At 60.7% G+C, this 13,626-nt stretch carries 11 protein-coding genes and 1 pseudogene; 8 read left to right on the forward strand and 4 right to left on the reverse strand.

The annotated features are described in order from the left end of the window. Positions 1-144 precede the first annotated feature (144 nt). Positions 145-1,491: an MFS transporter gene (locus tag ACE4QZ_RS22285; RefSeq protein ID WP_021785789.1), complete on the reverse strand. Its 1,347-nt coding sequence runs from the start codon at positions 1,489-1,491 to the stop codon at positions 145-147. Between the two features lie 320 nt (positions 1,492-1,811). Further along, positions 1,812-2,687, reverse strand: coding sequence for a pca regulon transcriptional regulator PcaR (gene pcaR, locus ACE4QZ_RS22290; RefSeq protein WP_021785790.1), 876 nt, complete (start codon positions 2,685-2,687; stop codon positions 1,812-1,814). A 478-nt stretch (positions 2,688-3,165) separates the two neighbouring features. Between pcaR and ACE4QZ_RS22295 the strand changes: the two genes are divergently transcribed. Both ACE4QZ_RS22295 and ACE4QZ_RS22300 read left to right on the forward strand, forming a co-directional pair. Continuing rightward, on the forward strand, positions 3,166-3,366 hold the full coding sequence (locus ACE4QZ_RS22295) for a hypothetical protein (protein ID WP_021785791.1): 201 nt from the start codon (positions 3,166-3,168) through the stop codon (positions 3,364-3,366). 313 nt (positions 3,367-3,679) lie between these two features. After that, positions 3,680-5,152 (forward strand): inorganic phosphate transporter, encoded by a 1,473-nt coding sequence (locus ACE4QZ_RS22300; RefSeq protein WP_028697497.1) that lies wholly within the window; start codon positions 3,680-3,682, stop codon positions 5,150-5,152. Positions 5,153-5,273: 121 nt separating this feature from the next. Here ACE4QZ_RS22300 and ACE4QZ_RS22305 read toward each other — a convergent pair whose 3' ends face one another. Further along, positions 5,274-6,749, reverse strand: coding sequence for a helicase HerA-like domain-containing protein (locus tag ACE4QZ_RS22305; protein WP_021785793.1), 1,476 nt, complete (start codon positions 6,747-6,749; stop codon positions 5,274-5,276). A 313-nt stretch (positions 6,750-7,062) separates the two neighbouring features. Between ACE4QZ_RS22305 and ACE4QZ_RS22310 the strand changes: the two are divergent. The 5 genes and pseudogenes from ACE4QZ_RS22310 to ACE4QZ_RS22330 form a co-directional block, all read left to right on the forward strand. Further along, positions 7,063-7,887, forward strand: a pseudogene (locus tag ACE4QZ_RS22310) (cache domain-containing protein); the annotation flags it as partial. A gap of 141 nt (positions 7,888-8,028) precedes the next feature. Continuing rightward, the gene (locus ACE4QZ_RS22315; protein ID WP_373604725.1) at positions 8,029-8,793 is read left to right on the forward strand and encodes a methyl-accepting chemotaxis protein; all 765 of its coding nucleotides are present in this window, start codon (positions 8,029-8,031) and stop codon (positions 8,791-8,793) included. Between the two features lie 162 nt (positions 8,794-8,955). Continuing rightward, positions 8,956-10,077 (forward strand): glycosyltransferase family 4 protein, encoded by a 1,122-nt coding sequence (locus ACE4QZ_RS22320; RefSeq protein WP_021785795.1) that lies wholly within the window; start codon positions 8,956-8,958, stop codon positions 10,075-10,077. Beyond that, the gene (locus tag ACE4QZ_RS22325) at positions 10,070-10,834 is read left to right on the forward strand and encodes a polysaccharide deacetylase family protein (protein ID WP_274101206.1); all 765 of its coding nucleotides are present in this window, start codon (positions 10,070-10,072) and stop codon (positions 10,832-10,834) included. The genes ACE4QZ_RS22320 and ACE4QZ_RS22325 overlap by 8 nt, the downstream gene beginning before the upstream one ends. Beyond that, positions 10,831-11,823, forward strand: coding sequence for a lysylphosphatidylglycerol synthase transmembrane domain-containing protein (locus ACE4QZ_RS22330; RefSeq protein WP_028697494.1), 993 nt, complete (start codon positions 10,831-10,833; stop codon positions 11,821-11,823). The genes ACE4QZ_RS22325 and ACE4QZ_RS22330 overlap by 4 nt, the downstream gene beginning before the upstream one ends. A gap of 231 nt (positions 11,824-12,054) precedes the next feature. Here ACE4QZ_RS22330 and purU read toward each other — a convergent pair whose 3' ends face one another. Next, positions 12,055-12,906: a formyltetrahydrofolate deformylase gene (gene purU / locus ACE4QZ_RS22335; protein ID WP_003251921.1), complete on the reverse strand. Its 852-nt coding sequence runs from the start codon at positions 12,904-12,906 to the stop codon at positions 12,055-12,057. Between the two features lie 284 nt (positions 12,907-13,190). Between purU and mvaT the strand changes: the two genes are divergently transcribed. Continuing rightward, on the forward strand, positions 13,191-13,568 hold the full coding sequence (mvaT, locus tag ACE4QZ_RS22340) for a histone-like nucleoid-structuring protein MvaT (protein ID WP_003251920.1): 378 nt from the start codon (positions 13,191-13,193) through the stop codon (positions 13,566-13,568). Positions 13,569-13,626: the final 58 nt, after the last annotated feature.

Here is a 13,626-nt window from a genome sequence, read left to right on the forward strand (position 1 = left end):
ATCGACTATTCGTGCGATTATCGAACCATTTGTTCTACAACTATTCCCCCACCACCAGGCAGTTGTGCGCCCTGATCGCAGCACAACACCGCTCCTGCCGGAGCAGCCTTGTGCTGCGAATGGGCCGCGACGCGGCCCTCGCCCTCAGGTTGCGTCGGAGTGGCTGACCAGCCCCTTGACGACCACACCCACGGTCGCCAGCGCCGCCGGTACGAGCAAGGCCGTCAGCACCTGCTCGAAGTTCCAGCCCAGGCCCAACAGCGTTGCGCCACTCCAGGCCCCTAGAATCGCACCAAAGCGGCCAATACCCAGCATCCACGATACACCTGTGGCCCGGCCCTGGGTGGGATAGAAGCGGGCCGCCAGCGATGGCATTGCCGACTGCGCACCGTTCACACACATACCGGCGACGAGTACCAGCGTGGCTAGCACAGTGATGTTACCCAGGCTCTGCCCCACTGCGTAGGCGAACACCCCGGCCAGAAGATAGAAAATGCCGATCACCTTGTGCGGATTGAAACGGTCCATGGCCCAACCCACGCCGACTGCGCTTAGCACTCCACCAAACTGGAACAGCGCGCCGATGAACGCGGCCTGCTCCATGCTCGCGCCGCTGTCACGCATCAGGGTTGGCAGCCAGCTGGTCAGGAGGTAGACGATCACCAGGCCCATGAAATAGGTCAGCCACAGCAGCACGGTGCCCAGGCCGTAGGTGCCAGAAAAGATCACCGCAAACACGTTGCGTGCAGCCACCGCCTTTTGCTCCGGCACACTGAAACTACCGGCCTCGGCCACCACTTGCGGCGCGATTGGCGACAAGGTCTTGCGCACCTTGTCGGTGCCGCGGTTGCGCACCACCAGGAACCGCGCCGACTCCGGCAGCCAGACCATCAGTACCAGCGCCAGCAGCAACGGCAGCACGCCACCGATGACCAGCAGGCTGTGCCAGCCGTAGGCCGGGATCATCTTGGCGGAAATGAAGCCACCACCGGCCATGCCCAGGTTGAAGCCACAGAACATGCTGGTCACCAGCAGCGACTTGAGGCGCTCCGGGGTGTATTCGGACAACAGCGTGGTGGCGTTGGGCATGCCAGCCCCCAGCCCCAGACCAGTCAGAAAGCGCAGCACCAGCAACTGGTCGACGTTGGAGGCATAGGCCGAGGCCAGACTGAAGCCACCGAACACCAGCACCGCCCCCACCAGCACGCCTTTGCGGCCGAAACGGTCAGCCAGCGGCCCGGACCCCAGCGCGCCGAATACCATGCCGATCAATGCAGCACTCATGACCGGCCCAAGGCTCGCGCGGTCGATCCCCCACTCTTGCGACAGTGCCGGGGCGATGAAACCCATGGCAGCGGTGTCCAGGCCATCGAGGAAGACGATCAGGAAGCACAGCAGCACAACCCGCCACTGATACCGGGATAGCGGCTGCTGATTGATGAAAGATTGAACGTCGAGGCTTTTGCCGACGTTGGTTTGCGCTTGGTTCATTATTGTTATCCAGAATGTAGGGCACAGTCAGGCCGTTGCACACGGGTAACCGGTACAAGGGCGATGATTGGGGTAAATGGCCTGGGTCAGCCTGGATATAACGTTACTGCATGCGGGTGCGGCCGCAGCAGCGAGGTGACAGTATTCATGAGTAAGTGCCTCTTATGTTTTTCTTGTTCGGTCGGCTAGCCGACCGTTGCGAGAGACATTAATCAGCGTGCCGAGGTGAAGCAATTCACTCGGCACGACACTGTGCGTTTATCGCACAAGAAACGGTTTTGCCTGTTCCGATCCGGGGCCGCAAAGTGCTCCCTGCGGACTCAACCGAACAACTGATGGCAAAGGTCCCGGCTGGCCGCCAGCAAAATCGGCAAGAACCGCTGCTCCAGCTCACTGCGGGTCACCCGCCCGACATGGGTACTTACATTCAACGCAGCCAATACCTGCCCCGAAGCGTCATACACCGGCACCGCAATCGATCGCAGCCCCTGTTCCAATTCCTGGTCGACCACGCACCAGCCCTGGGCGCGCACCTGCTGGATGCAGGCGAACAACGATTCAGGGTCATTCAGGGTACGGCTGGTGCGCGCCTTGAGGTCGGCACGTTCCAGGTACTCACGCAGGCTGGTGTCGTCCATGGCCGCCAGCAGAATGCGGCCCATCGACGTGCAATAGGCCGGCAGGCGCCCGCCCACTGACAGATCGACCGAGATCAGCCGCTCGACCGTGGCCGACCGGGCTATATAAAGAATGTCGTCACCTTCAAGGGTGGCCATGTTGGCCGCCTCATGTAACTGGTCGCTGATGCGATCCAGGTACGGCTGGGCAGAAATTGCCAGTGGCGTGGACGACAGGTAAGCATGCCCCAGCGTCAACACTTTGGGCAGCAGCGAATAGGTACGCCCGTCAGTGGTGGCGTAACCCAGCTTGATCAGCGTGTGCAGGCAGCGGCGCACCGCTGCGCGAGGGATTTCGGTACGGTGGCTGATCTGGGCGATGGTCAGGTGCCGCTTGCGCTCCTGGAAGGCCTGGATCACGGCCAGGCCACGTGCCAGAGAGGTCATGAAGTCAGGGTCACCGGTAAAGGCCTGGATGCGCTTGGCCGGGGAAGCCACGATCGGCGGCGCCATGGCAGCCGAAGCAGGTCGCGCCACCTCCGCATTGCCGGAATCGTTGTCCAGGGTTTCGTCACTCATCGCACACCTCAAAAAAAACACCGGTTCGTGCGATTATCGAACAAACGGCCGATAATCGCAATTGACCGCCGACACGTTTGCTTATACCTTTCCTCTGCCACTTGTGGCTTCTTTGGAGAGACTGGTCAGGTACCCACCGTAAGAAGTCCCCAGGCAACGGCCTCGCCTTTCGGCGAGGCCGTTTTTCGTTACGGCCCGCCCTGACATTGCAGCGAACTTCTATCCTTCATTCCTTTCAAACTTGTACGAAAGGTCCAAACTGTTGGTGAACAGATCCTGCTACTTGCGCCAGCTGATGTCAGTGCTGAGTAAATAACGATGTTCGGCGAATTATCGGTTGCTATAATCGACTGCGCAGGCCCTCCGCTTACCGTGGTGATGGAACCTTCCGCTTTAACAAGCCGTTGCGGCCAGCAAGGCAATATGCATGTGGCACAATGCATGACAACAGTCATTACACTTATTTCAGGTACTGCATGTGACGAAAGATGAACTGCGCGCGGAACTCGAGCGCCAGGCTGAACGTTACAAGGAAGTTTATGGTGGCGAAGTCACCACCTACGCCGCACAACCGGATCCGGAACGCAAACCTTGGCGCAAGCGTGCCAGCGTTCGCGACCAGGCCTTCAGCCAGGAACTGGAACGCATCGAAAAAGAACTGCGCAGCGACAATCCCTGAGCCTCGGGGGTCCTCTGCGCGTCGTCGCCCGGTCAACCCGGGCGAGGTCGATCTTTACTGTCTGGCCGATGATGAAATGGAATTACACAAATTTCATACGGCCGTTTGAAATTTTGCGAAATGGACACTTCTCAACATTTAGGCCATTTTTCGCCATTATTTTCGACTTTTAGCCGCAATTTACCCCACTGAACGCCCCCCTCTGCACGACACGCTTGCACCATGAAGACTGTCATCTGTCTGTTGCAGGTGCATCGATTGCCAAGGTTTTCTGGCATAATCCCGCCCCCCTATGACCCGCCAGACAACCTTCATGATCGATTTATTCAGCGGACTGGATGCCTGGGTATTGGTGAGCCTACTGCTCGCCTTGACCTTCGTACTCGCCTTCGAGTTCATCAATGGCTTTCATGACACCGCCAACGCGGTAGCTACCGTCATCTATACCAAAGCCATGCCACCGCACCTCGCCGTGTTCTTCTCCGGCGTGTTCAACTTCCTTGGCGTTCTGCTCGGCGGTGTAGGGGTGGCCTATGCCATCGTGCACCTGTTGCCGGTAGAGCTGCTGATCAATGTGAACACCGGACATGGCCTGGCCATGGTCTTCTCGTTGCTGGCCGCGGCCATCACCTGGAACCTGGGCACTTGGTACTTTGGCATTCCCGCCTCCAGTTCGCATACGCTGATCGGCTCCATTCTCGGTGTCGGCCTGGCCAACGCCCTGATCAACGACATTCCGCTGGGCGACGGTGTCAACTGGCAGAAAGCGATCGATATCGCCATGTCACTGGTGGTCTCGCCAATGGCCGGCTTCGCCGTTGCTGCGCTGGTGCTGATCGGCCTGAAATGGTGGCGCCCGCTGTCGAAGATGCACAAAACGCCGGAACAACGCCGCAAGCTCGACGACAAAAAGCACCCGCCCTTCTGGAACCGTCTGGTCCTGGTGGTTTCCGCCATGGGTGTGAGCTTCGTGCACGGCTCCAACGACGGCCAGAAAGGCATCGGCCTGATCATGCTGGTGCTGATCGGTATTGTGCCGGCCAAATTCGTACTCGACCTGAACAGCACCACCTACCAGATCGAGCGTACGCGCGACGCTACCCTGCACATGAGCCAGTTCTACCAGCGTAACGCCGCCACCCTGGGCGAGTTCCTGGCACTGGGCAAGGCCAAGGCCAGCGACCTGCCGGAGCAGTTCAGCTGCAACCCTCAGCAGACCGAACCGACCATTGCTGCGCTGCAGACCTCGCTGAAAGGCGTGACGGACTACCACAGCCTCGACGCCGATAAGCGCGTTGAAGTACGCCGCTACCTGTTGTGCCTGGATGACACCGCGAAGAAGGTTGGCAAGCTGCCAGGCCTGGATGCCCGTGAAAAATCCGACCTTGAAAAGCTGCGCAAAGACCTCACCGCCACTACCGAATACGCCCCGTTCTGGGTGATCGTGGCCGTCGCCCTGGCCCTTGGCCTGGGCACCATGGTTGGCTGGAAGCGCGTAGTGTTGACCGTAGGCGAGAAGATCGGCAAACAAGGCATGACCTATGCCCAAGGCATGTCGGCACAGATCACTGCAGCCTGCGCCATCGGCATGGCCAACGTATTCGCCCTGCCGGTGTCGACCACCCATGTGCTGTCATCCGGCGTGGCCGGCACCATGGTCGCCAACAAAAGTGGCCTGCAAGGCGGCACTGTGAAGACCATCCTGCTGGCATGGGTCCTGACCCTGCCTGCCTCGATGGGCCTGGCGGCCGGCCTGTTCTGGCTGGCGTCCAAAGCCATTGGCTGAGTGACACCGCAATGAATGAAGGCGCCCCCGGGCGCCTTTTTCATAGCCGTCATTCCTGTGCTGCCCTGTTCTTTGCCGGGGCAGCCTTGTGCTACCGAGGGTATGGGCCTGCGCAGGAAGACTACCTTTTCTTGCTCCCTAACAACGACCCCATCAACCCGCGCACCAACTGCCGCCCCAACTGGTTAGCTGCCTGGCGCACTGCCGACTTGATCGCCTGCCCCGCTGCACTCTGCAAGAACTCGCCAGCCTTGTCGGCAAAGCTCTCTTCATCCGCCTTCGGTTGTGGCGCCGGTTCTACCGGTTCGCCCTTGCGCTGGGTCAGCATTTCATAGGCAGATTCACGGTCCACCGGCTTGTCATAGCGCCCAGCCAATGGCGAAGCGGCAATCAGCGCACTGCGCTCAACCGCACTCAGTGGCCCAATACGCGACTGCGGCGGTGCAACCAGCACCCTCTGCACGATGGCCGGCGTGCCCTTTTCTTCCAACGTACCCACCAGCGCTTCGCCAATACCCAGTTCGGTCAGCACTGCCAGGGTATCGAACGCCGGGTTGGGGCGGAAACCATCGGCTACCGCCCGCAGCGACTTCTGCTCCTTGGCCGTGAACGCCCGCAAGCCGTGCTGAATGCGCAAGCCCAACTGGGCCAGCACCGCGTCGGGCAAGTCCCCCGGCGACTGGGTAACGAAATAGACACCCACCCCCTTGGAGCGGATCAGCCGGACCACTTGCTCAAGCCGCTCCTGCAACGCCTTGGGCGTGCCGTTGAACAACAAGTGTGCTTCATCGAAGAACAGCGCCAGCACCGGCTTGTCAGCATCACCGCGCTCGGGCAACTGCTCGAACAATTCGGCCAGCAGCCACAACAGGAACGTCGCGTACACCTTGGGAGCCTCGTGCACCAATCGGCTGGCATCGAGCAGGTGGATACGCCCACGGCCATCCGGATCAGGGCGCAGCAGGTCCTCCAGCTGCAATGCCGGCTCGCCGAACAGTGCCTCGGCGCCCTGCTGCTCCAAGGTAGCGAGCCGGCGCAGCAAGGCCTGGGTAGAAGCCGTGGTCATTAGCGCGCTGTCTTCGCCGAGCAGCTGCGGGTTATCCTTCAGATGCGCCAGCAGGGCCTTGAGGTCTTTGAGGTCCAGCAGCAGCAGGCCTTCGCGGTCGGCCACCTTGAATGCTGCGTACAACGCCGCCTGCTGACTGTCGGTCAGTTCCAGCAAATTGCCCAGCAGCAGCGGCCCCATTTCACTGAGGGTGGTGCGCAGCGGGTGGCCAGACTGCCCGGCGATATCCCATAGGCTCACCGGATAGGCCCGGGGCGTATGCCCCAGCCACGGCATGCCAGCGATGCGCTCAGCCACCTTGCCTTGCGGCGCACCGGCAGCGCCCAAACCACAAAGGTCGCCTTTGACATCGGCGGCGAACACCGCCACCCCCGCGTCGCTGAACACCTCCGCCAGATGCTGCAGAGTGACGGTCTTGCCAGTACCCGTTGCGCCAGCCACCAGACCGTGCCGGTTGGCCAGGCGCATTGCTTGACCGACTGGCTGGCCATCCGGGCCCGCACCTACAACGATGGTCGAAAATTCCGACATCTTTTTAATCCTCTGCTCAAGCTTTAGCTTAATTCGGCCGATACCTGTGGGTGATATTCGCCTTAATAGAGAGGAACAACCGAAAAGGGACTTCTCGGGATGTTGCACAACCTACGGCTCCACTCGTGCGAACGCCTGATATAGAACCTTAGCGGAACCGATTACGCCCATGAACAAAAGCCTTCGTTTCAGCCACAAGATTCTTTTGGCGGCATCACTGATCGTGATACTCGCCTTCAGCCTTTTCACCCTCTACAACGATTACCTCCAGCGTAATGCGATCCGCGAGGACCTGGAAAACTACCTGGCTGAAATGGGCGCCTCCACGTCGACCAACATTCGCAACCTGTTCGAGGGCCGGATAAAACTGGTGGAAAACCTGGCGCAGAACATTGCCCAGAACCCAGCCAGCGCCGAAACCCTGATGGGTCAGAATGCGCTGACCTCCAGCTTCCTCACGGTCTACCTGGGCAAGGTCGACGGCAGTTTCAGCGTGCGCCCGGACGCGAAGATGCCCGACGGCTACGACCCGCGCACCCGCCCTTGGTACAAGGACGGCATGAACGCCAGCGGCGCGACCCTGACCGAACCGTACATCGACATGACCACCAACAAGATGGTCATAGGCATCCTCAACAAGGTCTCCAGCAGCGTTGGCGTGGTCGGCGGCGACCTGGCCCTGGACGGCCTGGTGCAGATCATCAACTCGCTGAACTTCGGCGGCATGGGATACGCCTTCCTGGTCAACGACCAGGGCAAGATCCTGGTGCACCCGGATAAAGACCTGGTCATGAAGTCGCTGTCGGACCTGTTCCCGCAGCACACGCCGAAACTGACCGGTGAGCTGACCGAAGTGCAAAGCGATGGCCAGACTCGCCTGCTGACCTTCAGCCCGATTACCGGCCTGCCGTCGGCAAACTGGTACATCGGCCTGTCGGTGGACAAGGACAAGGCCTTCTCGATGCTCAGCACCTTCCGCACCTCTGCGGTGATCGCCACGCTAGTGGCGGTGGTGATCATCATCGGCCTGCTCGGCCTGCTGATCCGCGTGTTGATGCAGCCGCTGCACACCATGACCCGCGCCATGGAAGACATTGCCGAAGGTGAAGGCGACCTGACCAAGCGCCTGCATATCCACAACCACGACGAATTCGGTGTCCTCGGCAACGCCTTCAACCGCTTCGTCGAACGTATTCACAGCAGCATTCGCGAAGTGTCCTCGGCCACCGAGCAGGTCAACGAAGTGGCCCTGCGGGTGATCAGTGCTTCGAACTCGTCGATGACCAACTCCGATGAGCAGTCCAACCGCACCAACAGTGTCGCAGCCGCCATCAACGAACTGGGAGCAGCTGCCCAGGAAATTGCCGGCAACGCCGCCCAGGCTTCGCAGCACGCAAGCTCCGCGCGCCTGCTGGCCGAAGAAGGCCAGCAAGTGGTCGAGCGCAACATTGCCGCAATGAACCGCCTGTCCGACCTGATCGTCACGTCCAGCGCGCACATCGAAACACTGAACAGCAAGACCGTGAATATCGGCCAGATCCTGGAAGTGATCACCAGCATTTCCCAGCAGACCAACCTGCTGGCACTAAACGCCGCCATCGAAGCGGCCCGCGCCGGTGAGGCCGGGCGTGGCTTTGCCGTGGTCGCCGACGAGGTGCGCAACCTGGCGCACCGCACCCAGGAATCGGCGCAGCAAGTGCAGACCATGATCGAAGAGCTGCAGGTCGGGGCCCGCGAGTCGGTCGATACCATGGACCAGAGCCAGCGCCACAGCCAGGACAGCATGCAGATCGCCAACCAGGCGGGCGAGCGACTGGACAGCGTAACCGTGCGCATTGGCGAAATTGACGGCATGAACCAGTCAGTGGCCACTGCCACCGAAGAGCAGACCGCCGTGGTCGAGGCGATCAACATGGACATCAGCGAGATCAACATGCTCAACCAGGAAGGCGTGGAGAACCTGCAAGCGACCCTGCGCGCGTGCTCCGACCTCGAGCAACAGGCTGGCCGCCTGAAGCATCTGGTGGGCAGCTTCCGTATCTGATAGCTGCTACACCTTCGCCTGGCGCAGCCTTTGTGCTGCTCCAGGCATTGCGCCCCCTCTCAAACTGATCGAACAAACTATCCTTCTGATAGGTCCACCTTTAGGCGTGTCATCGCCGGCAATTCAACGCCGGATGACAGACCCGAAGACGATCCCGGAGGGATGCTGATCGTGCACATCGCCGACATCACCATGTTCTACGCCCCGGCCAGCGGTGGCGTACGTACCTATCTTGATGCCAAACATCACCGTCTCGACGCCATTCACGGCGTACGCCATAGCCTGTTGATTCCTGGGGCCAGTGCCCAACACGCCGATGGTATCTATCAGGTACCTGCGCCGCCCTTGCCGTTTGGCAAAGGCTACCGCTTTCCGGTACGCCTGGCCCCCTGGTGCAACACACTGCGCATGCTCAAGCCCGACCTGATCGAAGTTGGCGACCCCTACCTGACCGCCTGGGCGGCGCTGGAAGCACGGCGCCAGCTCGACGTGCCAGTGATCGGCTTCTACCATTCCGACCTGCCGTTACTGGTCAGCAACCGCATGGGCAACTGGTTCGCCCCCAATGTCGAGGCCTACGTCAGCAAGTTATACGGCAATTTTGACCGGGTACTGGCCCCCAGCCAGGTGATGGCCGAAAAATTACGCCGTTTGGGCGTGCGCGATGTCCATGTGCAGCCGCTGGGCGTTGACCTTGCCACTTTCCACCCCGCCCGGCGCGACCCACATGTACGTGCCGAACTGGGCATTGCCGATACCAGCCGCCTGTTGATCTATGCCGGCCGAGGCTCGCGGGAAAAGAACCTACCGGTACTGCTTGACTGCATGCGGCAACTCGGCGACCCCTACCACCTGTTACTGGTAGGCTCGAGCATGCCGGCCAACGTGCCGCACAACGTCAGCGTCATCGATCACTTCTGCCCGGCTGCAGAGGTGGCCCGGCTGATGGCCAGCGCCGACTTGTTGGTACATGCTGGCGACCAGGAAACATTCGGCCTGGTCATTCTCGAAGCGATGGCCAGCGCCACGCCCGTGGTGGCCGTGCGCGCCGGTGCCTTCCCTGAAATCATCAACGAACAGTGTGGCCGCCTGTGCGCGCCCAACGATGGTCGGGCGATGGCGTCGGCCGTGCGCGAGGCGTTCGAGGCAGGTATACGCGAGCTCGGTGTGCAGGCCCGTCACCATGTAGAGCATCATTATTCGTGGGATAACGTGGTGGCTGGCCTGCTGCAGCACTACCAGGCCGTGCTCGGCCACCAGCCACAGGTGCGCGCCCATGCTTGAGCCCTCCGCGAGCCAGCGCAGCCTCATGCTGGTGCTGCATGATGTTGCCCCGGAAACCTGGCCGGACTATGAACCGTTCGTAGAGGCCGTGGACGCGCTGGGCAACGTGCCAATGACATGGCTGGTTGTCCCGGACTTCCATCGGCGTAATCCGCTGCACCGGGCACCTACGTTCTGCCGCCTTCTGGACGCACGCCTGGCCAAAGGCGACGAACTGGCGCTTCACGGCTATGCCCATGCAGACGAAGGACCCGCACCGCGCAACCCCGTCGACTACTTCATGCGGCGCATCTATACACATGAAGGCGAGTTCTACAGCCTTGATGAGAGCGAAGCACTTACCCGCCTACAGGAGGGCCTGGCACTGTTCGAGGGCCAAGGGTGGCCTGTGGCAGGGTTTGTCGCACCTGCCTGGCTCATGAGCCAAGGCACGCGGCAAGCGCTGTGCAGCCTGCCACTGAAATACACCAGCACACCGCAGCATTTGTACCGTTTGCCGGACTTTACGGCCATTGATGCGCCAGGCCTGGTCTGGAGCGCCCGAAGCGCATGGCGTCGCAAACTGTCCCGCACGCTGTGCGACTGGCAATGCCAGCGCTGGCGGGACGCAAGCACAATACGCATGGGGTTGCACCCTGTAGACATGCGCCATCGCTCATCCCGTGATTATTGGCTGCGAACACTGGAGAAACTGTTGAAGGATGGTCGCGAACCATTGACCAAATCTGCCTGGCTGGAGCGCCAGGGGGCAGCATGAAGCGTTGGGCCTGGTTGGCGCTGGCATTGCTGGGTGCAGCGCTGGTGCCAGCGTTGCTGGGTGGTAGCGAGCTGCTGCCGCGACTGAGCCGGTTCGACCCGCACTTGCTGCTCATGCTGCTAGGCATGATTCTGTTGTGCTGGGTCATCAATGCGCTGCGCCTGCGCCTGTTGCTGGGTGAGCAGGCAAAACAGTTGAGCCATGCTCGCAGCCTGGGCGTGGTGATGGCCACTGAATTTGCCATCTGCACCACCCCTGGCGGCAGTGGTGGGCCGCTGACCCTGATGGCACTGCTGGCGCGAGACCGCATCAGCCCGGCACGCAGCGGCGCCGTTTTTGCCATGGACCAGTTGAACGACCTGGTGTTCTTCTTCTGCGCAATGCTGGCGATTGCCGGCTACGCGCTGTTCCACAGCCTGGGCCACAGCCAGGAAAGCATGTTGCTGGGCAGTGCGTTACTGCTGTGCACAGCGTTGGCCGGGGTGATCGGGCTGTCGCGCTATCGGCGTCCGATAATGCGCATGAACGGCAGGTTGCTGCAGCGCATGGGGATGGGTCAGCCGCGCAAACGCCGCTGGGCGCGCAAACTGCTGCACTTCGTCGCAGCACTGGCGCAGACCTGGCGCCTGCCCAAGCGCACGTTGAGCCTGGTATTCACCCTGACTTGCGCCCACTGGGGGCTGCGCTACAGCGTGTTGTACCTGGTGCTGCGGGGCTTGGGGGTGGACCTGCAGTGGATTCCCAGCTTCCTGGTGCAGATGCTGTCGCTCAGCGCCGGCCAATTCAGCCTGCTGCCTGGCGGAGCCGGGGCCGCCGAGCTGACGTCGGCCAGCCTGTTGACGCCATTGGTGGGCAGTTCGACCGCGGCTGCGGCAATCCTGATATGGCGGGCGGTTACTTACTACTTTTATCTGCTGGCTGGGGGGCCGGTGTTTGTGTGCCTGCTTGGGCGTCCGCTGCTGGAGCGCTGGCGGCGTCAGGCGGGTTGAGCTGTTGCCAGAGCTCGGCGGCGCCGGGGAATTCGGTGCCATCCGTGTCATCCAGGGCTTCAGGGTCGTAGCGGGCCAGGCAGCCTTCGCCAAGGGTCGGTGGAGGTGAGGCGGCGGGGTTGTTGCGTTGCCTGGCCATTGGCGTTTCACCCAAGATTGCCGGGGCGCTGTGCACCCCTGTCGCGACAGGGCTGCACCGCAGCCCAGAATCTCACAGCAAACCAAGTGGTGTCAGTCGAACACCACAGTCTTGTTACCATGCACCAGCACGCGGTCTTCCAGGTGATAACGCAGGCCACGGGCCAGCACCATCTTCTCCACATCACGGCCAAAGCGGACCATGTCCTCGATGCTGTCAGCATGGCTGACACGTACCACATCCTGTTCGATGATCGGGCCGGCGTCCAGCTCTTCGGTGACGTAGTGGCAAGTCGCGCCAATCAGCTTCACGCCCCGCAGGGCGGCCTGATGGTAAGGCTTGGCGCCGACGAACGACGGCAGGAAGCTGTGATGGATGTTGATCACCTTCTCGGCATAGTCCCGGCACAGTTGTGGCGGCAGGATCTGCATGTAGCGGGCCAGTACCACGACGTCGGCGGCATGCTCCTGCACCAGGCGCGACACTTCGGCAAAGGCCGGGGCCTTGTCCTTGGGGTCGACCGGAACATGGAAGAACGGAATACCGTGCCACTCGACCATGCTGCGCAGGTCGTTGTGGTTGGAAATCACGCAAGGGATCTCGCAGTCCAGCTCATCGGTGTGCCAGCGGTGCAGCAAGTCTGCCAGGCAGTGCGACTCACGGCTGGCCATCAATACCACGCGTTTTTTCTGAGCCGAGTCGGTAATGCGCCAGGTCATGGAGAACTCTTCGGCGATCGGCGCAAACGCTTCACGGAAAGCTTCGATACCGAACGGCAGCGATTCAGCGCGGATTTCATGACGCATGAAGAACCAACCGCTCTGCTCATCGGAGTGGTGGCTGGCTTCGTTGATCCAGCCATTGTACAAGGCCAGGAAATTACTGACTTTCGCCACGATGCCTACACGGTCGGGGCAGGCGATCACCAGACGATAGGTGCGCATGAATGAGACTCCAGAACTTCGCAAAGGCGCCTATTCTAGCGGCCCGCCAGAAAAAACGCAGTATTGATCGCTGCCACGATGGCATATGCAGGCGCGAAAACGCAGCAGGGGCTCTGTCTGACAGACATGACGAATCGTCTGGGCCGTATGTAAAATTTTGTTCACGTAGAGAAATGCTGTCACAGCTTAATTAACAGTTAATTGCCCATTCTTATGTTTACTTGCGAGTATTGCCTGTCTATTATTGGCCCACACATTTCTGAACACGCATTAAGGAACACTCCATGTCCCTGATCAACGAGTACCGCGCTACCGAAGAAGCCATCAAGGAACTTCAGGCCCGCCTGGCCAATCTGTCGCAGGATGACAAGCTGAAGAAAGAACTGGAGTTCGAAGGCAAACTGCGCACACTGATGGGCGAATACTCCAAGTCGCTGCGCGACGTGATTGCCCTGCTCGACCCAGAGTCGAAACTGAGCAAGGCACCTCGTGGTTCGGTCAAGACTACCGCCACCAAGCGCGCACGCAAGGTCAAGCAATACAAGAACCCGCACAACGGTGAAGTGATCGAAACCAAAGGCGGCAACCACAAGACCCTGAAAGAGTGGAAAGCCACTTGGGGCGGCGATGTGGTTGAAAGCTGGGCAACCCTGCTGGACTGATTATCCGCATACGCCTCTTGCTTCGCACAACAAAAACGCCGGCACACTGCCGGCGTTT

It is taken from the genome of Pseudomonas sp. DCA-1 (genome assembly GCF_046523955.1).
GTDB classification, from domain to species: domain Bacteria; phylum Pseudomonadota; class Gammaproteobacteria; order Pseudomonadales; family Pseudomonadaceae; genus Aquipseudomonas; species Aquipseudomonas putida_Y.